Genomic DNA, 19,589 nt, shown 5'->3' with positions numbered 1-19,589 from the left:
AAGCGGCAAGTTAGGCTGGATCCGGCTCGCACTGCCTCAGGATTTCCCCGCGCTGGCGGGATCGGACGGATGCCACAGCATGCGCAGCACTAATCCTTCGCTGCGGCAGCACTCGCTGAACCAGCTCCCGCTCACCTGCACGGAAAAATTGCTATCTAGCAAGGATGGCAGCAGCACTTTCGTACTATCACTAAGCATGAAGTCGAGCAGCACCTGCGATGAACGAGAATCGGGAGCGCCGCTGAACATGCAACCGCAGATGACCTGGAACCGATCTTGTTGCAAGTTCTTACCAAAGACCAACCATCCATACGGATAGGCACTTACATAGCTATTCGCCTCGCCGTCATACATGGCAGCATGACAATCATCGCTGAGCATCTGCCATATCTCAGGCATGAGCGTTGCCTCCGCCACCGCCGTCGGTATGCCTTGCTGGACGCCCAGCAGCGTGTGCAAGCAGGTCCAGTCCACGCATTGCAGGGCATCGAACTTGCGGCCTGCGCGCGCGGCGCCTTCAGCATCCTTGGCCAATGGCAAGGCAATATAGTCATAGCTAGACAACCATTTGCGCACTGCAAGCTTAGCCGCCGGCAAGGGTAGTTTGTACAACTTCACGTCCGTGCCGCCGATGCCTGTGGCCCAGAACATGCCCTGCTGTTGACCATAACTGAGCACGGCCTGCGGGTTGGCCACCAGGTGATGATGGCCAGCAAGCATGGCCTGAGCTTCCAGCTCGCGCCAGGACACGGGCGTAAGCCAAAGAGCATCGGCATACGCTTCCTTCGACTGATGCAGGGTCGCAGCGACCTGCTTGCTGCTGCCTTCAAGTACGCCGGCCACCCATTTGGCGTATTTATATACCTCTTGGCTGGTCCAGCGCAGGAACGACTGGTCTGGTTCGATAACGCGTTGCTGCAGCACGACGATCGGTTCCATGCCCGAGTGGCCACTGCCAGACAGGCAAGCGGCGTTGTCGGCACCCGCCCCGGCGATCGACAAGGTGATGCTGGTTTTTGCGCGCTGCATCGCCCTTCTCCCCTGACTGCATGCGTATCCCGTATGACAGGAAACACTGTTCGCAGCCGCGCTGGCGCCGGCGCTGAGCGGTTCGAACCCACGCGTATTCGGACACAGCAGAGTAGCGCCTATTCTGCGAATCGCATTGTGGAAGGTCATGTTTGGCAAATCATGCAAACCGGAGGCGCTGACCGCTACCGTGCGTGGTCGCATCCACAGATAGAACTGATCCACGGCATCTTCACACTTATCCGACAAATACACGCGGCCACCATGATGGGGCGCTTTCAGTACATCGGGTGCCAAGCCATGCGGATGCTGGAAGGCGATATAGCTCCAGTTCACCTGGTCGCCAGTGAGCAAGACGCGCCGGCGGTGCTTGCGCGCCAGGTGAAAATCGACGGTAAACACCAGCGACGTGTCGTTCAACACGCCATTGCCAAAAAAATCCGGATCGAATGCATCGCCGATTGCCGCCTGCGCCCTGCGCAATACCTCGTCGCCATCGAGGTTCGCAGGGACCGGCCGCAGCAGCGCCCGATGCTGCTGATTCACGGCACCGGCCAGGTCGATTGGAAGCCCAGTTTCAGGCTGCGCCTCGCTGCCGGGCGTAAATAACCATTCCAGCGGCAAGGCCGGACTCACCAACAACTCCGCCAGCGCTTCGCCAGATGCGGTCAGCAAACGCTGCATCAATCGCGACGCCGGTGAAATCATGGAGACGACAACCTTGTTGTCGCAAGCACGGAAAACATAACCTTCGAGAGGATAAATGACAGGTATACCCTTTGCCCGGAACTGTACCTCCAGCGCCTCGGCACGCTTCAGGGCAGCAGGTATGCTGCCCGTTTTGAATATCCCCAGCAAACGCCGGAAAGCCGCCAGGCATGGCCCCCAGTACTCGCCGATGGAGACATCGTTTTCCAGCAGATGTGCCAGGCCACCCTGATGGTCCGCATCGACATGCGTCAGTACGACTACATCGATATGACGCGATTGCAGGTCAGCATGAAGATGCGCGTCGAGGTGGCCGCACAAGTCAGCTGGCAGCGCGGTGCCGCCATCGACCAGCATGCGGAATGTCACCACGCCATTTTGCACAAATTCCAGCAGGGTGCAGTCGCCATGACCGACGCCAAAGCTGTGGATCAAGGCCTTCTCATCATCTTCTTCAGACACTGCGATGTTATCGGACATGACTTCCCTCTTGTTGAATAAAAGAAACACAGTATCTTGCCAGGCCGCTCATCAAAGAGAAAGATTTGAAAGATTGACATGCATCAATACTAAAAACGCGCACGGCACTGGCCCCGCTGCTCTGCGGCTTAGGCTCACGGCAAAAACGGCCGAAGAATTGTACAATGCTGAATAATTTCGCTTAAATCCATTCCCCGTTACTTCAGGAACATCCATGCATCTCTCGAACTGGCTGCTTTTTTGCAGCGTCGCCCTGCTCGTCACGTTTTCTCCCGGCCCGGCCGTCTTGCTGGCCATCTCGAATGCCATCGCCGTCGGCCCGCGCCGCGCGATGATCAGCAGCATGGGCAATGGCTTTGGTTTGTTCATCATTTCCGGCGTGGCCATGGCCGGCATGGGCGTCGTGCTGGCCACCTCGGCCACGGCCTTCATGCTGTTGAAACTGGCTGGCGCCCTGTATCTGGTGTATCTGGGCATCAAGCAGTGGCGCAGCAAGACCAGCATCGTGGCCGATGCGCCGGTGGCGCTTGGCGCGGCGAATCCTAACTCATTCTGGAAACTCTTCCGCCAGGGCTTGACGGTGGCGCTGACCAATCCCAAGGCCATCCTGTTCTTCTCGGCCCTGTTTCCGCAATTCATTACGCCGGGCGAACCCGTGGCCATCCAGTTCACCGTGCTGACGACCTCGTTTGTCGCCTGCGCCATGCTTGCCCACTTGTTCTACGCCAACCTGGCGCGCCTGCTGAAAACCCAGCTGGCCACGCCGGGCCGCGCCAAGCTGTTCAACCGCATTTCGGGCGGCGCCTTCGTGCTGCTGGGTCTGAGCCTGCTGCGCCTGCGCGCCAAGGCGGCGTAACTAGTCCTTTTCCGTCAAAAACGCCTCGATGCTGGCCGCCAGGGCCAGCGGCGTTTCATTCATCGGATAGTGTCCCGCATTGGCCAGCACTTCCAGCCTGGCTTGCGGGTACCACGCCAGATACGTGCGGCGCATCAGCGCCGCGTCAAAACGGGGGTCGTGCTCCCCCACCAGCGCCAGCAAGGGCAGCGCCACGCGCGCCGCCTTGACCTCTTCACTGAAATCCGTCCCGCTCCACGCCAGAAAATAGGCGGCAAACGCGGCTGGATCCGCACTGTCCCACGAGTATTGCGCCTTCCAGTCCAGCCAGGTGGCTGGCAGGCGCCCGCCCGTGCTGCGGTCGATGATGGCGCGCCGCGCATCCACGTTCGCACTGGCGTCGAGGAACAGTTGCAGCCCCGCCCCGTCCAGCGCCACGCCGCAGCTGGGCACGGGCGCCACGGCCACCAGTTTGCGCAAGCGCAAGGGCGCCAGCAAGGCCAGCCGTTCCAACGCCATGCCGCCCATGGAATGGCCCACCACGCTGAAGGTGGCAAAGCCCAGCGCATCGGCCAGCGCCAGCGCGTCGCGGGCCACTTCGTCCATCGAGTAGTCGCCTTGCGCGCCGCGCATGCCGCCATAGCCGCGATTGTCCATGAAGACATAGCTGAAAGCGCCGCCATCGAGGGCCATTTCCATCGACGCAAACGCGTGCGCGTCGCCAAACCAGCCGTGCAGAACGATGACAGCGTGGGGTCCATGGCCCACGCGATGATAGCTATTGTGCATACACACTCCTGACAAAGAGTGGATGGTAAGGACAAATAAAACGGCCCGCCTTCGATGCCAGGTCAAATACTGTAGAGTATGGGCCATGGATGATTTTTATACGGAAGTGCCGCGCGCCTTGATCGCCACCGCGCGCGACTATGCCCCCGGCGACATTTTCCCCAGCCACAGCCATACGCGCGGGCAATTCGCCTATGCGGCACGGGGCGTCATCAGCGTGCACACGCCCCACGGCAACTGGCTGGTGCCGCCGCAACGGGCCTGCTGGGTACCGGCCCAGCTCATCCACGGCATGCGCATGCATGGCGCCGTGAGCATGCACAATGTCTTCATTGACGAGGCCGCCATCGCCAGGATGGGCTTGCCACCCGATTGCCAGGTGCTGGACACCTCGCCGCTGCTGCGCCAGCTGCTGGCCGAGGCAGTGGCCGTGGAAGCCTTGTATGCGGAAGCGTCGCGCGCCGGACGATTGATGGCCTTGCTGCTCGATGAGATTGCCGCTGCCAGGCCCCTGCCCCTGAGCGCGCCCCTGCCGCAGGACGCCAGGCTGGCGCGGCTGTGCATGGAATTGCTGCAACAACCGAGCCTGGACAGCAGCCTGGACGCGATGGCAGCGCAGGCGGGCATGAGCCGGCGCACCTTCACGCGCCAGTTCCGCGCCCATACGGGGCTGGGCTTTGCCCAATGGCGCCAACAAGCGTGTTTGCTGGCGGCCATCACGCGGCTGGCCTCGGGGCAAGCCGTCACCCGTGTCGCGCTGGACCTCGGCTATGCCAGCCCCAGCGCCTTCACGGCCGCCTTCCGCCGCGTGCTGGGCCAGGCGCCCAGCAACTATCTGTCGAACTAGGCAATGAAGGCGGCGATGCGCCGGGCCAGCGCCTGCGCCAGTTTCTGCACATGGTGGCCATCGACAAAGCCATGGTGGGCCTGCGCGGAAAACGGTATCAGCATGCGGCCATCCTCTTGCACGGGGCCGAACTTGCCCCAGGTAAATGTCGGGATATCGGCGTCGCGGTGGCGGTGGATCGGGTGCTCGATAGCCGCCAGGTCCAGCCACGGCAGGCAGGTGATGAAAATATTGTTGCGCTGCTCGCGCTCGCTTTCGCCCTCGCCTGTATTGATCAGCGCGGAACTGGCTTCGGCGAGGCGTTTCGCTTCCAGGCTGCGTTCGATGAAGAGATCAAGCTGGTCCGTCATCGTGAAACGTGTGTAGTTCAGGTTCTCGTCGCCGTTGATGACGGTGTAGGAAGCGGGGAAATCATCGATCCTGATCACTTCGCCCTGGCAGATGCGGTACATGAAGTTGTCGACTTCTCTGACCGTATTGAGCAGGCAAAACAGGAAAAAGTGAAATACGGGAATTTTCCGTTCCTTGCACCAGGGCCGGAAGTCCGGCACGTCAAGCTGGAAGTTGATGTTGACGAGGGGATTGTCAAACGCGCGGAACAAGTCGTAGCGGTCGCGCCGCTTTTCAAAATTTTTCATGCGGCGAGTGTAGACGATGGGAGTGCTGGCGGGCAAGTCATACCAAAGGCGCATGAAACGTTTTTTGATATTCGTCATTCGACGGTCAATGTACTGTCATTTTTATCTGAAGTTGACCGCCGGCCGGGATAGCCCGGTCGCAAGCCTCCCAGTACAGAGAGGCATATTTTTCGCTGGATTTTTACCCGGCCTGATTAATCTCGTCGTCTATCATATTGACGAACAGATCGAAACTCAGGATACCCGTGCCGATGCACGAAAACACCGTGGCGCCCGCCGCATCCTTGATCGTCACTTTCTCGGTCCAGTCACTCAGATTCATGCATTTCAGGCTGCTGCCAGGAAAGGTGACACCATCCACATGCAAGCCCTGGGCAGACAATGCCACTACATGTGTCTTGAAATTCAGGAAATTACCGAGCAAACGTTTCTTGTACAAGTTACCGCTACTGATGTAATGGAAGTTCACGCGCTCGCCGTCTGCAAGCTTCTGCTTTAATACGGGCATGCGGTGCAAGACATAGCGGGAACGAAACTCGTCCATGAAATCGTCAAAACGCTTGAGTTCTGCGGTAGCCAGTATCCAGGGCTGGTCGGCGCCCGTGCGATAGGCAAAGTTATTGATCAAGCCTGACATGGCGGTGGAGCCGGCGGCGAATAGATACAGGTCCTCAATATCGGCAAATGCAGCGTAGCTGCGGATGCCGCCCGATTCATGCACCACGCCATCTTCATGCAATTCAAAACGGCTCTTTTGCCGCTTGAGCATTACCGCACGCATCACCAGTACCAGCAGTGCGATCAGCAATAGAAAAACCGCCGTGCCATAAAGAATAGTCAGATTGCTGTGCGTGCCCAGCTTGGCGCCATTACGCAGTGCCATGGCCGAAGATTCCGTCAGCGTTTTCTGCGGCAGGATCGTGCTCAGATACAGCACGAATCCCGCCACTGCCGCCAATATGGCCGCAAATACCGCAAAGAGCATAGGCACTGTCTTGCCATGAAAATACACAGCGAGTGCTTTATTGGTTTGCGGGATACTAAAATGGCCCATGTAATCTTCCTGTTAAATGATAGAGAGTTTTCAAAACCCGGATGCCGACATATATTCGGACGGGATTGTCTCCTATCTATTACGGGAATGGCCACACGCACGCAGATTCAATACTGATGCACTCCAATCATGACCCTGATTATTGGTCAATCACAGTGATTTGTTCGTCATCACTGTCCAGCACCGTTTTTATCCCGGCTCAAGGCGATGAGCGCTTGCGCGTGCTGCGTATCGTGTTTGTCGCGTGACAATGGCAGACTCATGCGAGGCTTCCTGTCATGTGGCGCCACCGTGTGCCAGGCCCCGCTGCACCTTCCACGCCAGCGGCAAGGTCAGCAGCAATACGGCCGCCAGCGCCAGCAAGGCTGTGTTCACGCTGGTATGGTCGCCCAGCGCGCCGAACAGCACGGGCGACAGGGCCCCGCCGCCGATGCTGCCCGTGTAGAACAGGGCAAACGCGTGTTCGCGCTTGCCGGGGGCGGCCAGTTCCGGCACCGCGCCGTACAGCACGGACGAAGTGCCGTTCAGCGCCAGCCCCAGCAAGGGCAGCATGGCCATGACGCCAGCCAGGGGCAGCCACAGGGCTGCGACGATCAACACGGACGTCATCGATTCCGTCAGCCACACGGTTTTCATCATGCCGATGCGCGCGCCCAGATAGCCGCACAGCAGCTTGCCGAAGGCGCCGCCCACGAACAGCAGCGATAGCGCCACGCCGATGCCGGCCGTGCCCGCGCCCTTGCTTTTCAGCAAGAATGGCAAGAAGGTGAGAAAACCCATGCGCACGGCGCTGTCCAGCGTGCCCGTGGCCAGCAAGGCACGAAAGCTTGCGGCCGAACCGCTGCCCGCGATGGGTTTGAGCGCTTTCTTCTGGCTGGCCTGAGTGTTGCCGGGCTTGGGCAGCAACCACCACAGCAAGCCGGCCGCCGCCAGGCCAAGCAGGCCCAGCAGCGAGACGCTGGCTTGCCAGCTGCACACCAGCAACAGCAAGCCCACCAGAGCGGGAATCAGGGTCTTGCCAATATCGCCGGCAAAATTGTAGTGCGACAACGCTTCCTTCACGCCGCCGCCCGCTTCGTGCGTGTCGGTGACGATCGACGAGGCCAGCGGATGCTGCGTGCTGGCGCCCAGGCCGCCCAGCAGCAAGGCGAACAGCAGCACGGCCAGGCCGCCCGCCTGCCCCGCGATCAGGTAAGCGATGCCGGCCAGCGCCGTGCCGCCCACCAGCATGCGTTCGCGTCCCCAGCGCCTGGCCAGGCGGCTGGCCAGCAACTGGAATCCGGCCATCATGCCCGAGTACGAACCGCGCAACAGGCCCACCATGGCATAGCTGATGGCAAACTGTGCCTGCCAGATGGGCAGAAGCACGTAGATAACATCCGTCAAGCCGTCATGCACGGCATGCGCGCTGCAGGCGGCGAACAGCGAGCGGCGGCGGATCGATTTGTCGGAGGGATGTGCTTCGGGGGACAGCGCGGCAGCGGACGGTTCGGTCATGACTGTACATGCAGGAAATCAGGAGGCGACCAGCTTACTACAAATTGCGTTGGCATCTCGGTCGCCTTGTTTTCCCTTACAGGCGCGCCTGCTTGCGCTGCCGCATCAGGCCAAGCAGGGCAAGACCGGCCACCAGCATGGCGTAGGTGGACGGCTCCGGTACTGCCGGGATGTCGATGCTGCGAACAGCGGTACCGTCCACGATATCGAAGCCGCTGCCTGTGCCGCTACAGCCATTGCCGCCGATGCGCGCGCCGTCGCCCGTCGACACATACGATGTGGCGGAAAAGATGCCGCCGCAGGCGCTTCCCACGCCCGTCACGCTGGTGCCCGCGCCGACGCTGACGTAATCCTTTGCCAGGACGGTGCCGATGAACTCGCCACTGGCACCCAGGCTCGTGTAGCCGCCACTATTCCAGATGACACTGTTGCTGGCATCGGCGTTGATCAAGACAATTTTCGTGGCCGCTCCCGTGACCAGGTAATCGTCGATATTGAACACCCAGGATTGATTTCGCCTGTTTTGTCCGTCCAGGGTCAGCGTGATGCCGGCCGTGGTCGACAAATTGGCCGCCGTAAACACGCCCGGGTACAGCGTGGTATCGAGCGTCATGGTCGTGCCCAGGGCGGTCCCCTGCCCCATGTTCTTCAATGCGGCCTGCGCGGCGCCGACCTGCTGCGCATTGCTCTGCACATTCGTCGGGATCGCGGCGAGCAACGGCAGCGCTGAAAGCGTGCCTGCACCTTGGGTGGTACTACTGGCGGACAAGGTGACCGCTCCCAGCGCCTCGACCTTGCCGGTAACGCTGGCATTGGCGCCGACGGTGGCCGCACCGCCGCTCAGCATATTGCCGCGCACGACGGCATTGGCACCGATGGTGGCCGCGCCCAGGGACAGCAGATTGCCACTGAGCAGGGATGCGGCGCCCATGGTGGCGACATCACCCGAGACGATATCGCCTGTGACGCTCGAGTTGGCGCCGGTCGTCGCATAGGTTTGGGCAAACACGGAGGCGCTGTCCAGCGATTGACCAAACAGGGGCACGCCTTCGGCGCGGGCTTGCGCGGCAGTGCATGCCAGCGTGACGAGCAGCGCCAGTGTTGCTGGAGGCAATTTCATGGGAATCTCTTTGCGCATCTTGCGCATGAATGAAGTCACGTGCGAATGCCAGGACGGTTTCAGGAGGCGCCGCAAAAAAAGCGCGCAGCGTATCCCGGGCCATCATGGCCAACTTGGGAATCATTGATCATTTCGCGACAAGCGGCAGGCAGCAGAGGTGAAACACCTGAAACGATATCGTCGAATGCAGCTAGCCAGTACGACTGCACGTAAGGGCCGGTAGGCGGGGAAGTACCGCGGGGGGATGGGCGGCGGGCGGTCAGCTGTTCTGATGGGCGGGTCAAGGTACTACATGACGCATCGGGACTGGTAAATTGCTTAATGGAAATAGTACAGCGATTGTCGGTGATTAGCCAGTTAATTATTGCCGTTAGGCAATTTGCATTACTTTCTGTCGCATTTTGTCAGAGTAGACATCATCCTCCCCTGTGGGCAACAAATAACGCTCCTTTGGCACAGGGGCGTGGTATAACAGCCATGTACAACTTGTGTATTTTTTCATCAGAGGCCAACGCGACCATGACTTCCTCCAGCGATACCTCAGGCCAGGCCGGGAAAAAGACAGGCTGCAGCCAGTGCCAGCAAGCCGGGCCACTGGGCTTCGATTTCACCTTTGCCTATCAACCGATCGTCGAACTGTCCACGCGTTCGATCTTTGGCCACGAAGCACTGGTGCGCGGCCCCAACGGCGAATCGGCCTACTCGATCCTGTCCCAGGTCAATGACGAAAACCGCTATGTCTTCGACCAGGCCTGCCGCGTGCGCGCCATCCAGGGCGCGGCCAGGCTGGGCATCGAGGAATATCTGTCCATCAATTTTCTGCCGAATGCCGTGTATCGCCCCGAGGCTTGCATCCAGGCCACCTTAGCCGCAGCGCGCGAATACAATTTCCCCATTCGCCGCATTATCTTCGAAGTGACCGAGGGCGAGGAAGTGCCCGACCGGCCCCACCTCGTCAACATCTTCCATGAGTATCGCCGCTTCGGCTTCCAGACGGCCATCGACGATTTCGGCGCCGGCTACGCGGGATTGACTCTGCTGGCGGAGTATCAGCCGCACATCATCAAGATCGACATGGAACTGGTGCGCGGCATCGAGGCAAGCGCACCCAAGCAGGCGATCGTCAAAGGCATCATGGCCATTTGCAAGGAACTCAACATTACAGTCCTGGCCGAGGGTATAGAAACGACCGCCGAACGCGATTGTTTGAGGGAGATGGGCGTCGACTTGATGCAGGGATATTTATTTTGCAAGCCGGCATTGATGGCGATAGGCGTGATCGATCCGGCCGCGTGGTGACAGGCAGTCACCACGCCCCGATCTGCGCCTGCCTTACTTGCCCATCGCATCTTTCTTCATGTCATCCTTTTTCATCTCATCCTTCTTCATGCCGTCTTTCGCCATGGCATCTTTTGCCATGCCATCCTTGGCCATGTGATCCTTTTTCATGTGTTTCTTGGCCATGGGCTTCTTCATGCCGTCCTTGTCCATCGCATCCTTGTGCATGGCGTCGGCAGTGGCATCCTTGGCCATCGGGTCTTTCTTCATTGCATCTTGGGCAAACGCGGCGCCCGACATGAGGATGGCGGAAGCGATGATGGCGGTGATGGTGGTTTTCATGATAAGTCCTTGTCTCAGTGTTGGATGGGCAAGATTGCCCGGTGGTAAAGCTGTTGCTGCGCTACAGGGTGCTGCTTATTGCTAAATAATAGGAAGGCCGGGAGGTGGTCAGGGCCAGGCGCATTGCCGCAGGCAGTACGATTAGTACGACAAGGCAATGCAACGCCGCACTGGCCGCCTCCCCGGCCTTCCTAGGAACCGCCAAACCAGTTGTAGCCCTGGTTCTCCCAATACCCTCCCGGGTAGGTATTCGTGACAAAAATGGCCTGGATGTGCTTCGGGTTCTTGTAGCCCAGCTTGGTCGGCATGCGCAGTTTCATCGGGTAGCCATACTTGGGCGGCAATTCCTGGCCGTCATACGTCAAGGCCATGATGGTTTGCGGATGCAGGGCCGTGGCCATGTCGATGCTGGTGAAGTAATCGTCGGCGCACTGGAAGCCGATGTATTTCGCCGTCGTGTCGGCGCCGACCCGCTTCAGGAAGTGCGAAAACGGCACGCCGCCCCACTTGCCGATGGCGCTCCAGCCTTCCACGCAGATGTGGCGCGTGACTTGCGTTTCCTGTGGCAGGGCGCGCAGTTGCGGCAGGCTCCACGGCTTCTTGTCGGCAATCAAGCCGCTCAATTCCAGGCGCCATGCGTCGCCGTCGACCTCTTCCACGTCATCCTCGCCGTAATACGCGTTGAAGGGAAACGGCCGGGTAATCATGGAATCCGGATACGTGGGCGCCAGTTTGGTCGGATCGAACAGCCAGCCCTGCACCCGGTCGTTGAAGCGCGACACCGCCGTCAGCGCCGTCTCGATGCTGGACGCGTCGCTGACGTTGCAGCCCGTCAGCAAGGACAGGCCGCCCAGGGTCAGGCTGCGCTGCAAGAACTGGCGGCGCGACGGCTGTTTAATCTGGCGCAAGGCGTCGGCCAGCATGGCCTGGCCCTGCGCTTGCGCAATGATGGATTTTTTCATGATCATTTCCTTTAGCGGCCGCGCAGCATGGCCAGCAAGGTGCGCGGCACCAGCGCCACCATCAGCAGGTGCACGCCGACAAAGCCCACCAGCAGCGTCATGGCGATGAAATGCACGCGGCGCGCACTCTCGTAGCCGCCCAGCAGCTCGCGCAGCAGGGGAAACTGCACGGATTTCCACAGCACCAGGCCGGACAGCACCAGCACGATGCAATCGAGCATGACGAACAGATAGGCGGCGCGCTGCACCATGTTGTAGCGGCGCGGGTCCGCATGGGCCAGCTTGCCTTTCAGGGCAGCCATGAAATCGGCCAGCAGCAGGCGCGGCGAGAGGGGAAAGAACTGGCGCCGCAGCCGTCCCGAGACGATATTAATGATCAGATACAGCAGACCATTCGCTACCAGCAGCCACATGGCGGCAAAATGCCATTGCAGGGCGCCGCCCAGCCAGCCGCCCAGGGTCAGGGCGCGCGGCAGCTCGAAGGGGAAGAATGGCGCCGCGTTGTAGATGCGCCAGCCGCTGGTGGCCAGCACGACCACGGCCACGGCATTGAGCCAGTGCGTCAGGCGCAGCCAGGCGGGGTGGATGGTGGCGCTGGAAACGGTAGGCGTATGCATCACAACACTCCCTTCGCGCATGGCGCCGTGCTGACGGCTTGCAAGATGGCGCTGCTGTCGGCCCGCTGCACGAAAGCCACCACTTGCAGGTATTCGGGGCGCCAGTTGGCGGGCAGATTGACTTCGCGGTGCAGCCGGGCGCGGCCTTGCGCCAGCGCAACCGGCCCCAGCCACAGACGCACGGCCGCATCGTGATGCAGGGTGGCGCCCCTGTTTTCGCCCCGCAGCACGGTCGAGACGATGCCGCTTTCGCTGATGGCCACATATAACTGGCCGCCCGTCTGCGCGTCCGGCGCGCTGACATTAGCTTCCAGCAATAGTTTTCCACCCGGCCCCGGCGTGGCGGACAGGCTGATGTTGACGGGCGCGGCGGTCGCGTTGATGCGGCGGATGGCGGCCGGCAGTTGCGTATCCCAGCTGCGCAATTCCGTGCCGCCCACGAAAAACTGGGGCGTGTAGGCCACCTGGCGCGGCTGGTGGCGCAGCAGCTCGGCCTGGCGCGCATCGAATTGCGCCTGCGCCAGCGGGTCCGTCCAGCCGATCTGGTCCCAGTACGTGACGTGCAGGGCCAGCGGCACGATCAAGCTGGCCGGCCCCGCGTCCTTGCGCAAGGCGTTCAGGCGCTGGTCGGCGGGCGGGCAGCTGGAGCAGCCTTCGCTGCTGTACAGCTCCACCAGCGCCGCCGTCTGCGGCCCGCTCTGCACGGTGCAGCGCTGGCCCGCTGCCACACTCATGCCCAGGACGGGAAGTAGAAGTATTGCCAGGCGGTGCTTGATGTCCATGGTCTTTCACCGGTATATTGAATGAAGCAACGTGCTTGCCTGTCAATTCGCCACACGATGCGGATTGGTTACAGCCGCCAGCAAATAATTCCAGTTATTTTTCTCAACGCCTGTCACCAAAGGCCTGCATGCAACGAATACCAGTGAACGAGCAGTTGCATGGCACGGAATTGCGGCTGCATGGCTTGCTGCTGCGCGGACTCGATGGCGATGCGCAGGCGTATCGCAGTTTCTTGCAGGCAAGCAGCGCCCATTTGCGCGCGTTTTTCCGGCGCCGCCTGCAGCGCTGGCCGGACGAGGTGGAAGACCTGGTGCAGGAATGTCTGCTGGCCATCCACAACCAGCGATCGACATATGACACGGGAGTGCCGCTGACATCGTGGATCCATGCGATCGCGCGCTACAAATTGATCGACTGGCTGCGCCGGCATGGGCGGCGCGAGGCGCAGCACTTGCCGTATGACGAAGAAGATAGCGCGCAGGAACTATTTTCCAGCGCCGATGCCGAGGCGGCCGAGGCCAGCCGCGACCTGGCCAAGCTGCTGGCCACCTTGCCGGCGCAGCAGCGCGACGCCATCGTGCATACCAAGCTCGACGGCTGGTCCGTGCGCGACACGGCGGCCGCCATGCAGATTTCGGAAGCCAGCGTCAAAGTGGCCGTGCATCGCGGCTTAAAGGCACTGGCGGCCAATTTAAGGAGTGAAGGAAGCGCACCATGAAAACCGATGACTTGATCGCCATGCTGGCCAGCGGCCCCGACGTGGCCGCCGCAGCGTCCCCGGGCGCGCACTGGCGCGCCGCTTCCACTTTGGGCGCCGGCCTGCTGGCCAGCGTGGCCTTGATGGCCATGCTGCTGGGCGTGCGCCCCAACCTGGAACAGCTGGCCCTGCTGCCCGACTTCTGGATCAAGGTGGGCTTTGTCGTGTGCCTCTGCCTGGCGGCCTGGCATGTCAGCCGCCGCCTGTGCGTGCCAGGCGCCAACACGCGCGCCCTGCCCCTGCTGCTCGCCATGCCCCTGCTGCTGATGTGGGCGCTGGGCGCCATCATCGTGCAGGAAGCCCCGCCCGAACAACACGCCGAACTGTTCTGGGGCGCCACCTGGCGCAGCTGCCCCTTGCTGATCGCCATGCTCTCGCTCCCCATCCTGGCCGCCGTGCTGCGGCTGATGCGCCAGCTGGCGCCCACGCGGCTGCGCCTGGCGGGGGCTGCTGCAGGGTTTGCCGCAGGCGCCATGGCGGCGCTCGTGTACTGCCTGCACTGCCCGGAGCTGGCGGCCAGCTTCGTCGGCTTCTGGTACGTGCTGGGCATGCTGGTGCCGACGGCCATCGGCGCCGCCATCGGTCCCAAAGTGCTGGCCTGGTAAGGCACTGGAGGCCCTTGCCAAAGATTTGAATCCGTTTTCTCCCCCCGTTCGTACAAGTCAGGCAGCCTGCAGTTTCTTGGACTTGTCTGTCAACGCTAACAAAAATCGGGAGAATTGAAATGTCTTTGTCAATATCGAAAACCGCGCTTGGCGCAGCCATCCTGGGCAATTTTCTGGCGGCGGCCATTGCCCCGCCCGCTTTTGCCTCCAGCCACCGCGAAGCGCCGTTCATCACGCAAAACCCCAAAGTCGACGCCACCGACTTCTATATGTTCCGCAGCTATGAAGCGGGCCGCGGCGCCTACACCACGCTGGTGGCCGACTATATTCCCCTGCAAGACGCCTACGGCGGGCCGAATTACTTCGCCATGGACCCCAACGCCCTGTACGAAATCCATATCGACAACAATGGCGATGGCAAGGAAGACCTCACCTTCCAGTTCCGCTTTACCAACACCATCAAGGATGGCCAGTTCACCGTGGGCGGCAAGAAAGTCTCGATTCCGCTGGTCATCAACGGTGGCGCCATCGACACCGTCAACCCGGCCGGCCTGAACGTACGCGAAACCTACAGCGTGACGGTGGTGCGGGGCGACCGCCGCACAGGCACGAGGAGCGCCGTCACCAACGCCACGGGCGGCGGCACGACCTTCGACAAGCCGGTCGATAATATCGGCAACAAGGCCATTCCCAACTACGCCGCCTATGCCGCGCAGCACGTCTACACGGTCAACATCCCCGGCTGCGCCACGCCGGCGCGCCTGTTCGTCGGCCAGCGCAAGGACCCCTTCGTCGTGAATCTGGGCGAAACGTTCGACTTGATCAACATCAAGGCGCCCGCCACGGAGTTTGCCGCGAATGCGGAATCGGCTGCCAAGGATGACCTGGCCCGGAAAAACGTCACGGCCATCGAGATGGAAGTGCCGACCGCCTGCCTGACGGCGGGCAGCGACCCTGTCATCGGCGGCTGGACCACGGCCAGCCTGCGCCAGGGACGCCTGCTGAACCCGGCACCGGGCACGGCCACCACGGCCTCCAAGGAAGGCGGCGCGTGGGTGCAAGTGTCGCGCCTGGGCATGCCGCTGGTGAATGAACTGGTCATCGGCCTGAAGGACAAGGACCGCTTCAACGCCAGCAAGCCGTCGGGCGACGCGCAATTTGCCGACTATGTCACCAACCCGACCGCGCCAGCCCTGGTGGAAGTGCTGTTCGGCTCGGCCGGCGCCAAGGCGCCCACCAACTTTCCCCGCAACGACCTGGTGGCCACCTTCTTGACGGGCATCAAGGGTGTGAACCAGCCAGTCACCGTGACGGCCTCGGAAATGCTGCGCCTGAATACCTCGATCGCCCCCACCGCCGTGGGATCGCAAAAGCGTCTGGGCGTGATCGATGGCGATAATGCGGGCTTCCCGAACGGCCGCCGCCCCGGCGACGACGTGGTCGACGTGGTGCTGCGCGTGGCCATGGGCAAGCTGTGCACGCTGAACATCGGCTGCGCCCCGGCCGACGCACCCGCCGGCGCCCTGCATTTCACGGACGGCGCTTTCCTCGACGAAACCTTCTTCACGGCGGGTTTTCCTTACCTGAAAACCCCCGTGGCCGGTTCGCCACAGCTGTAACCAGGAGAACGCGATGAAAAAGCTCTATGCATGCAGCGCCCTGGCGCTCACCGCCTTGCTGGCCGGCTGCGGCGGCGGCACCGATAGCGGCAGCGGCGGCGACAATGGCGGCAGCACGCCGCCGCCCGTGGTCTTGCTCGACGCCTTCTTTGTGGCCGTCAGCAACGTCATTCTGACCACCAGCGATGACAAGGATGGCGTGGCCATCGACGCCATCATGGCCACGTCTCCGGAAAACACGGAACCGGTGCCGCTGTAACGCGCAGTAACAAAGTGCGGGCGCCGCAGACAGCGTTCTCCGGCGCCCTTGCTTCCCCACTCTACCGTCGACGGCGTCCACGATGAAAACACCGATTTCCCTGCTGTGCGCCTGCCTGCCCGTGCTGGCACTGGCCACGCCCTACACGCCGAAAGATGGCAGCACCGTCATCGAACAGCTGCCGCGCCGCGCCGATGCCACGCAGCTCGCACTGCGGGGCCTGCGCCAGCAACTCAACGCCACGCCGGACGACCTGGTCCTGGCCAGCGGACTGGCGCAGCGCTACATTGCCCTGGCGCGCAGCGAAACGGACCCGCGCTACCTGGGCTATGCGCAGGCGGCGCTGGCGCCCTGGTGGCGGCAGGCCGCGCCCCCCGTCCCCGTGCGTTTGCTGCGTGCCACCATTTTGCAAAGCACCCACCATTTCGGTGCCGCCCTGCAAGACCTTGACGCCGTCATCGCACAGCAGCCGCAAAATGGCCAGGCCTGGCTGACGCGCGCCACGGTGCTGACCGTGCAGGGCGATTACGCGCAGGCGACAAGCAGCTGCGCCCGCCTGTCGGCCTTGACAACGCAACTCGTCACCGTCACCTGCCTTGCCAATATCGCCAGCGTCACGGGCCGCGCTGCCAGCAGCGAGCGCTTGCTGGACCTGACCCTGCAGCGTAGCAGCGGCGCGGCGCCCGAGCTGGAAAGCTGGGCCCTGACCCTGCTGGCGGAAATGGCCACGCGGCGCGGAGAGTTGGCGCTGGCCGAGGCGCGCTACCAGACAGCGCTGGCGCAGCAGCCGCGCGACAGCTATCTGCTGGGCGCCTACGGGGATTTCCTGCTCGACCGGCAGCGCCCACAGGAAGTCGTCAAATTGCTGAAAGACCAGCAGCGCATCGACGCCCTGCTGCTGCGCCATGCGCTGGCCCTGCAAGCGCTGCCCGGCCAGCAGACGGCATTCCTGGCGGCAAAAGCGGAACTGGCGGCCCGCTTCCACGCCGCCATGCAGCGTGGCGACACCGTACACCAGCGCGAGCAAGCGCGTTTCGCCCTGTTTTTGCAACATGATATCCCCGCAGCCCTGCAACTGGCGCAGCAAAACTGGGCCATCCAGAAGGAAGTGCCCGACATGCGCATCCTGCTCGAAGCGGCCCTGGCCGCGCGCAACTACGGCGCAGCCCAGCCAGTGCTGGCCTGGATCGCGGCCAACGGCGTGGAAGACGTGGCCCTGCAGCGGCTCGTCAGGCAACTGGGGCCGCAGGATGGGCAGAAACTTAGTGCCACAAAGAAAGCAGGTGCGCTGTGAGGTGTACTGTGAAGCGATGCCTGTTCATCCTGCTACTGTGTGCGTGGCTGGCCCCCGCGCAGGCACACAAGCCCAGCGACAGCTATTTGAGCCTGGCCGTGCACGGCCAGCAGGTCGAAGGCCAATGGGATATCGCCCTGCGCGACCTCGATTTTGCCATCGGCCTCGACGGCAATGGCGACGGCGAGCTGACCTGGGATGAAATCCGCGCGCGCCACGATGCCATCGCCGCCTATGCGCTGCAGCGCCTGCAGGTGGCCAGCGACCAGGGCGCCTGCCCCTTGAAAGCCGTCGAACAGCTGATCGACAGCCACACGGACGGCGCTTACAACGTGCTGCGCTTTCGCGCCGACTGTCCCGGCGGCGCCGCGCCTGCCAGTTTGACCATCGGCTACACCCTGTTTGCCGACCTCGACCCGCAGCATAAGGGCTTGCTCAAGATCAACAGCGACGGCGCCACGCAAACGGCCATCTTCGACCCGGACAGCCCGCGCCAGACGATTTCGCTGGCCGCGCCCGAGCGCCTGGCGCAGTTCGGCGCCTACGTGAAACACGGCATCTGGCACATCTGGATCGGCTACGACCATATTTTATTTCTGCTGTCGCTGCTGCTGCCGGCCGTGCTGCTGCCCGGCTTGCGCGAGCAACAGCACGGCTTGAAGGCGGCGTTTATCGACGTGCTGAAAGTCGTCACGGCATTTACCCTGGCGCATTCCCTCACCTTGAGCCTGGCCAGCCTGTCCGTGGTGTCCCTGCCCTCGCGCTGGGTGGAATCGGCGATTGCCGCGTCCGTGATCCTGGCCGCGCTGAACAATCTGCTGCCTCTGTTCCGCGGCAAACGCCCCGTGGCTGCCTTTGCCTTCGGCCTGATCCACGGCTTCGGCTTTGCCAGCGTGCTGCGCGACCTGGGCTTGCCCCAGGGCTCGCTGCTGGCCAGCCTGCTGGGTTTCAACGTGGGCGTGGAGCTGGGCCAGCTGGCCATCGTCGCCGCCTTCTTGCCCGTCGCCTGGCTGCTGCGCAAGACCTGGCTGTACCGGCAGGTGCTGACCATCGGCTCGCTGGCGATTGCCGTGGTGGCTTGCGTGTGGCTGGTGGAGAGAGTTGCCGATATCAAGCTGATTTCAGCGTGATGGCTGCCGGCTGGCGTTGCTGGCCCGCCACTGCCGGGCCACAAGTCCAAGCAATCGGGCTACAATACGAACAATTCTCAATCGCATCAAGGCCACACTGTCCCGCGGACCATGGCATGGAAAGGTTGCATGCTAGGCCCAGAACTGGAACTGCCTCGGCAAATCGAAGTGCTCTACAGCGACCACCACGGCTGGCTGCAGGGCTGGCTGCGCCGCAAGCTGGGCAACGCCTTCGACGCGGCCGACCTGGTGCACGACACGTATTTGCGCATCATCTCGCGGGGCCGCGCACCCGCCCCCATGGAATCTCGCCAGCACCGGGCCTGAGCGTGACGGGTGTATTGATCTTGCGCCGCAAGCGCCAGGGCAAGCCAAGGCCAGGACCCTCCTTCATTAATCAGGGAAAACCGATGAAGGCCTGCGGCACGGCTTGCGTCAGCCACACGCCATTGTCCGACACATAAAACACATGACCCTGCGCCTGCATGGCCGCCGCGTTCACCGTCAGCACGACGGGCTTGCCGTGGCGCGCCCCGACGGCCACGGCCGTTGCGCGGTTGGCAGACAGATGCACATGGTTGCGCGATCCGGGCAGCAGGCCGGACATTTGAATTGCCGCCACAAAGCGGCTGGCCGTGCCGTGGTACAGCATGGCGGGCGGCGTGGCGGGCAGCAAACCGATGTCGACGGCGGCCAGAGAATGCCCCTGGTTGGCGCGGATGCGCAAGCCGTCGGCACTGATGGCGTAGCGCGTCTTGCTGTCGCGCGCCACCACGTCCTCCAATTGTTCGCGGGAAAAGCGGCGCCCATGTTGGGCCGCTTGCGCCAGCAGCTGGCCGATATCGGCCCAGCCCTGAGCATCGAGTACGAGGCCGATTTTTTCAGGCGCGTGGCGCAGTATGAGGGAAAGAAATTTACTGGTATTTACTAAATGATCTGTCATGCC

21 protein-coding genes are annotated in these 19,589 nt (G+C 62.2%); 10 read left to right on the top strand and 11 right to left on the bottom strand.

Translation table 11 applies throughout. The annotated features are described in order from the left end of the window. Positions 1-36: 36 nt before the first annotated feature. A complete protein-coding gene (locus tag ACQ4W0_RS19660; RefSeq protein ID WP_436578281.1) occupies positions 37-2,217 on the bottom strand; it encodes a ComEC/Rec2 family competence protein in 2,181 nt (726 codons plus the stop codon). 214 nt (positions 2,218-2,431) lie between these two features. Here ACQ4W0_RS19660 and ACQ4W0_RS19655 point away from each other — a divergent pair, with 214 nt between their 5' ends. After that, a complete protein-coding gene (locus ACQ4W0_RS19655; protein ID WP_436521838.1) occupies positions 2,432-3,073 on the top strand; it encodes a LysE family translocator in 642 nt (213 codons plus the stop codon). Here the strand turns inward: ACQ4W0_RS19655 and ACQ4W0_RS19650 are convergent, their stop codons facing one another. Continuing rightward, positions 3,074-3,841, bottom strand: a complete 768-nt coding sequence (locus tag ACQ4W0_RS19650; protein WP_436578280.1) for an alpha/beta fold hydrolase — start codon at positions 3,839-3,841, stop codon at positions 3,074-3,076. It lies immediately after the preceding gene. An 85-nt stretch (positions 3,842-3,926) separates the two neighbouring features. Between ACQ4W0_RS19650 and ACQ4W0_RS19645 the strand changes: the two genes are divergently transcribed. Continuing rightward, positions 3,927-4,688 carry an AraC family transcriptional regulator gene (locus ACQ4W0_RS19645; RefSeq protein ID WP_436578279.1) on the top strand — a complete coding sequence of 254 codons (762 nt, stop codon included), beginning with the start codon at positions 3,927-3,929 and terminating at the stop codon, positions 4,686-4,688. On the opposite strand, the gene ACQ4W0_RS19640 is transcribed toward ACQ4W0_RS19645, so the two are convergent. From ACQ4W0_RS19640 to ACQ4W0_RS19625, 4 genes are all read right to left on the bottom strand, one after another. Further along, a complete protein-coding gene (locus ACQ4W0_RS19640) occupies positions 4,685-5,404 on the bottom strand; it encodes a CatA-like O-acetyltransferase (RefSeq protein ID WP_436578278.1) in 720 nt (239 codons plus the stop codon). The two genes, ACQ4W0_RS19645 and ACQ4W0_RS19640, sit on opposite strands and share 4 nt — an antisense overlap. Before the next feature lie 103 nt (positions 5,405-5,507). Further along, positions 5,508-6,380, bottom strand: a complete 873-nt coding sequence (locus ACQ4W0_RS19635) for a hypothetical protein (protein ID WP_436578277.1) — start codon at positions 6,378-6,380, stop codon at positions 5,508-5,510. 276 nt (positions 6,381-6,656) lie between these two features. Beyond that, complete coding sequence (locus ACQ4W0_RS19630; protein WP_436578276.1) at positions 6,657-7,877, bottom strand: MFS transporter; 1,221 nt, start codon at positions 7,875-7,877, stop codon at positions 6,657-6,659. A gap of 76 nt (positions 7,878-7,953) precedes the next feature. Beyond that, complete coding sequence (locus ACQ4W0_RS19625; RefSeq protein ID WP_436578275.1) at positions 7,954-8,997, bottom strand: ice-binding family protein; 1,044 nt, start codon at positions 8,995-8,997, stop codon at positions 7,954-7,956. A gap of 519 nt (positions 8,998-9,516) precedes the next feature. Between ACQ4W0_RS19625 and ACQ4W0_RS19620 the strand changes: the two genes are divergently transcribed. Then, the gene (locus ACQ4W0_RS19620) at positions 9,517-10,296 is read left to right on the top strand and encodes an EAL domain-containing protein (RefSeq protein WP_436578274.1); all 780 of its coding nucleotides are present in this window, start codon (positions 9,517-9,519) and stop codon (positions 10,294-10,296) included. Positions 10,297-10,329: 33 nt separating this feature from the next. Here the strand turns inward: ACQ4W0_RS19620 and ACQ4W0_RS19615 are convergent, their stop codons facing one another. The 4 genes from ACQ4W0_RS19615 to ACQ4W0_RS19600 form a co-directional block, all read right to left on the bottom strand. Next, positions 10,330-10,617 carry a pentapeptide MXKDX repeat protein gene (locus ACQ4W0_RS19615; protein WP_436578273.1) on the bottom strand — a complete coding sequence of 96 codons (288 nt, stop codon included), beginning with the start codon at positions 10,615-10,617 and terminating at the stop codon, positions 10,330-10,332. Between the two features lie 191 nt (positions 10,618-10,808). Then, positions 10,809-11,540, bottom strand: a complete 732-nt coding sequence (locus ACQ4W0_RS19610) for a molybdopterin-dependent oxidoreductase (protein WP_436578396.1) — start codon at positions 11,538-11,540, stop codon at positions 10,809-10,811. A 50-nt stretch (positions 11,541-11,590) separates the two neighbouring features. Continuing rightward, positions 11,591-12,196, bottom strand: coding sequence for a cytochrome b/b6 domain-containing protein (locus ACQ4W0_RS19605; RefSeq protein ID WP_436578272.1), 606 nt, complete (start codon positions 12,194-12,196; stop codon positions 11,591-11,593). Beyond that, on the bottom strand, positions 12,196-12,978 hold the full coding sequence (locus ACQ4W0_RS19600) for a DUF1223 domain-containing protein (RefSeq protein ID WP_436578271.1): 783 nt from the start codon (positions 12,976-12,978) through the stop codon (positions 12,196-12,198). Before ACQ4W0_RS19600 ends, ACQ4W0_RS19605 begins: the two co-directional genes overlap by 1 nt. 128 nt (positions 12,979-13,106) lie before the next feature. Here ACQ4W0_RS19600 and ACQ4W0_RS19595 point away from each other — a divergent pair, with 128 nt between their 5' ends. The 7 genes from ACQ4W0_RS19595 to ACQ4W0_RS19565 all read left to right on the top strand — a co-directional run bounded on the left by ACQ4W0_RS19595 (position 13,107) and on the right by ACQ4W0_RS19565 (position 18,970). Next, positions 13,107-13,697, top strand: a complete 591-nt coding sequence (locus ACQ4W0_RS19595) for a sigma-70 family RNA polymerase sigma factor (protein ID WP_436578270.1) — start codon at positions 13,107-13,109, stop codon at positions 13,695-13,697. Continuing rightward, positions 13,694-14,341 (top strand): NrsF family protein, encoded by a 648-nt coding sequence (locus ACQ4W0_RS19590; protein ID WP_436578269.1) that lies wholly within the window; start codon positions 13,694-13,696, stop codon positions 14,339-14,341. The genes ACQ4W0_RS19595 and ACQ4W0_RS19590 overlap by 4 nt, the downstream gene beginning before the upstream one ends. Positions 14,342-14,460: 119 nt before the next feature. Next, positions 14,461-15,960, top strand: a complete 1,500-nt coding sequence (locus ACQ4W0_RS19585; RefSeq protein WP_436578268.1) for a DUF4331 domain-containing protein — start codon at positions 14,461-14,463, stop codon at positions 15,958-15,960. Between the two features lie 13 nt (positions 15,961-15,973). Continuing rightward, on the top strand, positions 15,974-16,219 hold the full coding sequence (locus ACQ4W0_RS19580) for a hypothetical protein (protein ID WP_436578267.1): 246 nt from the start codon (positions 15,974-15,976) through the stop codon (positions 16,217-16,219). Between the two features lie 82 nt (positions 16,220-16,301). Further along, positions 16,302-17,513: a tetratricopeptide repeat protein gene (locus tag ACQ4W0_RS19575; RefSeq protein ID WP_436578266.1), complete on the top strand. Its 1,212-nt coding sequence runs from the start codon at positions 16,302-16,304 to the stop codon at positions 17,511-17,513. Positions 17,514-17,521: 8 nt separating this feature from the next. Continuing rightward, positions 17,522-18,643, top strand: a complete 1,122-nt coding sequence (locus ACQ4W0_RS19570; protein WP_436578265.1) for a HupE/UreJ family protein — start codon at positions 17,522-17,524, stop codon at positions 18,641-18,643. A 129-nt stretch (positions 18,644-18,772) separates the two neighbouring features. Continuing rightward, positions 18,773-18,970: a sigma factor gene (locus tag ACQ4W0_RS19565; RefSeq protein WP_436578264.1), complete on the top strand. Its 198-nt coding sequence runs from the start codon at positions 18,773-18,775 to the stop codon at positions 18,968-18,970. Between the two features lie 70 nt (positions 18,971-19,040). On the opposite strand, the gene ACQ4W0_RS19560 is transcribed toward ACQ4W0_RS19565, so the two are convergent. Continuing rightward, complete coding sequence (locus tag ACQ4W0_RS19560) at positions 19,041-19,586, bottom strand: RNA 2'-phosphotransferase (RefSeq protein WP_436578263.1); 546 nt, start codon at positions 19,584-19,586, stop codon at positions 19,041-19,043. Positions 19,587-19,589: the final 3 nt, after the last annotated feature.

Origin of the sequence: Janthinobacterium breve, assembly GCF_051380895.1 — a bacterium.
GTDB lineage: Bacteria > Pseudomonadota > Gammaproteobacteria > Burkholderiales > Burkholderiaceae_D > Janthinobacterium.
The sequence above is the reverse complement of the archived record's forward strand: the minus strand, read 5'-3'. Positions and strand labels throughout refer to the sequence as shown.

Bases quoted from the DNA above. Each gene is read 5' to 3' on its own strand.
- ACQ4W0_RS19660 (WP_436578281.1), bottom strand. From the start codon at position 2,217: ATGTCCGATAACATCGCAGTGTCTGAAGAAGATGATGAGAAGGCCTTG.
- ACQ4W0_RS19655 (WP_436521838.1), top strand. From the start codon at position 2,432: ATGCATCTCTCGAACTGGCTGCTTTTTTGCAGCGTCGCCCTGCTCGTC.
- ACQ4W0_RS19650 (WP_436578280.1), bottom strand. From the start codon at position 3,841: ATGCACAATAGCTATCATCGCGTGGGCCATGGACCCCACGCTGTCATC.
- ACQ4W0_RS19645 (WP_436578279.1), top strand. From the start codon at position 3,927: ATGGATGATTTTTATACGGAAGTGCCGCGCGCCTTGATCGCCACCGCG.
- ACQ4W0_RS19640 (WP_436578278.1), bottom strand. From the start codon at position 5,404: ATGACGAATATCAAAAAACGTTTCATGCGCCTTTGGTATGACTTGCCC.
- ACQ4W0_RS19635 (WP_436578277.1), bottom strand. From the start codon at position 6,380: ATGGGCCATTTTAGTATCCCGCAAACCAATAAAGCACTCGCTGTGTAT.
- ACQ4W0_RS19630 (WP_436578276.1), bottom strand. From the start codon at position 7,877: ATGACCGAACCGTCCGCTGCCGCGCTGTCCCCCGAAGCACATCCCTCC.
- ACQ4W0_RS19625 (WP_436578275.1), bottom strand. From the start codon at position 8,997: ATGAAATTGCCTCCAGCAACACTGGCGCTGCTCGTCACGCTGGCATGC.
- ACQ4W0_RS19620 (WP_436578274.1), top strand. From the start codon at position 9,517: ATGACTTCCTCCAGCGATACCTCAGGCCAGGCCGGGAAAAAGACAGGC.
- ACQ4W0_RS19615 (WP_436578273.1), bottom strand. From the start codon at position 10,617: ATGAAAACCACCATCACCGCCATCATCGCTTCCGCCATCCTCATGTCG.
- ACQ4W0_RS19610 (WP_436578396.1), bottom strand. From the start codon at position 11,540: ATGCTGGCCGACGCCTTGCGCCAGATTAAACAGCCGTCGCGCCGCCAG.
- ACQ4W0_RS19605 (WP_436578272.1), bottom strand. From the start codon at position 12,196: ATGCATACGCCTACCGTTTCCAGCGCCACCATCCACCCCGCCTGGCTG.
- ACQ4W0_RS19600 (WP_436578271.1), bottom strand. From the start codon at position 12,978: ATGGACATCAAGCACCGCCTGGCAATACTTCTACTTCCCGTCCTGGGC.
- ACQ4W0_RS19595 (WP_436578270.1), top strand. From the start codon at position 13,107: ATGCAACGAATACCAGTGAACGAGCAGTTGCATGGCACGGAATTGCGG.
- ACQ4W0_RS19590 (WP_436578269.1), top strand. From the start codon at position 13,694: ATGAAAACCGATGACTTGATCGCCATGCTGGCCAGCGGCCCCGACGTG.
- ACQ4W0_RS19585 (WP_436578268.1), top strand. From the start codon at position 14,461: ATGTCTTTGTCAATATCGAAAACCGCGCTTGGCGCAGCCATCCTGGGC.
- ACQ4W0_RS19580 (WP_436578267.1), top strand. From the start codon at position 15,974: ATGAAAAAGCTCTATGCATGCAGCGCCCTGGCGCTCACCGCCTTGCTG.
- ACQ4W0_RS19575 (WP_436578266.1), top strand. From the start codon at position 16,302: ATGAAAACACCGATTTCCCTGCTGTGCGCCTGCCTGCCCGTGCTGGCA.
- ACQ4W0_RS19565 (WP_436578264.1), top strand. From the start codon at position 18,773: ATGCTAGGCCCAGAACTGGAACTGCCTCGGCAAATCGAAGTGCTCTAC.
- ACQ4W0_RS19560 (WP_436578263.1), bottom strand. From the start codon at position 19,586: ATGACAGATCATTTAGTAAATACCAGTAAATTTCTTTCCCTCATACTG.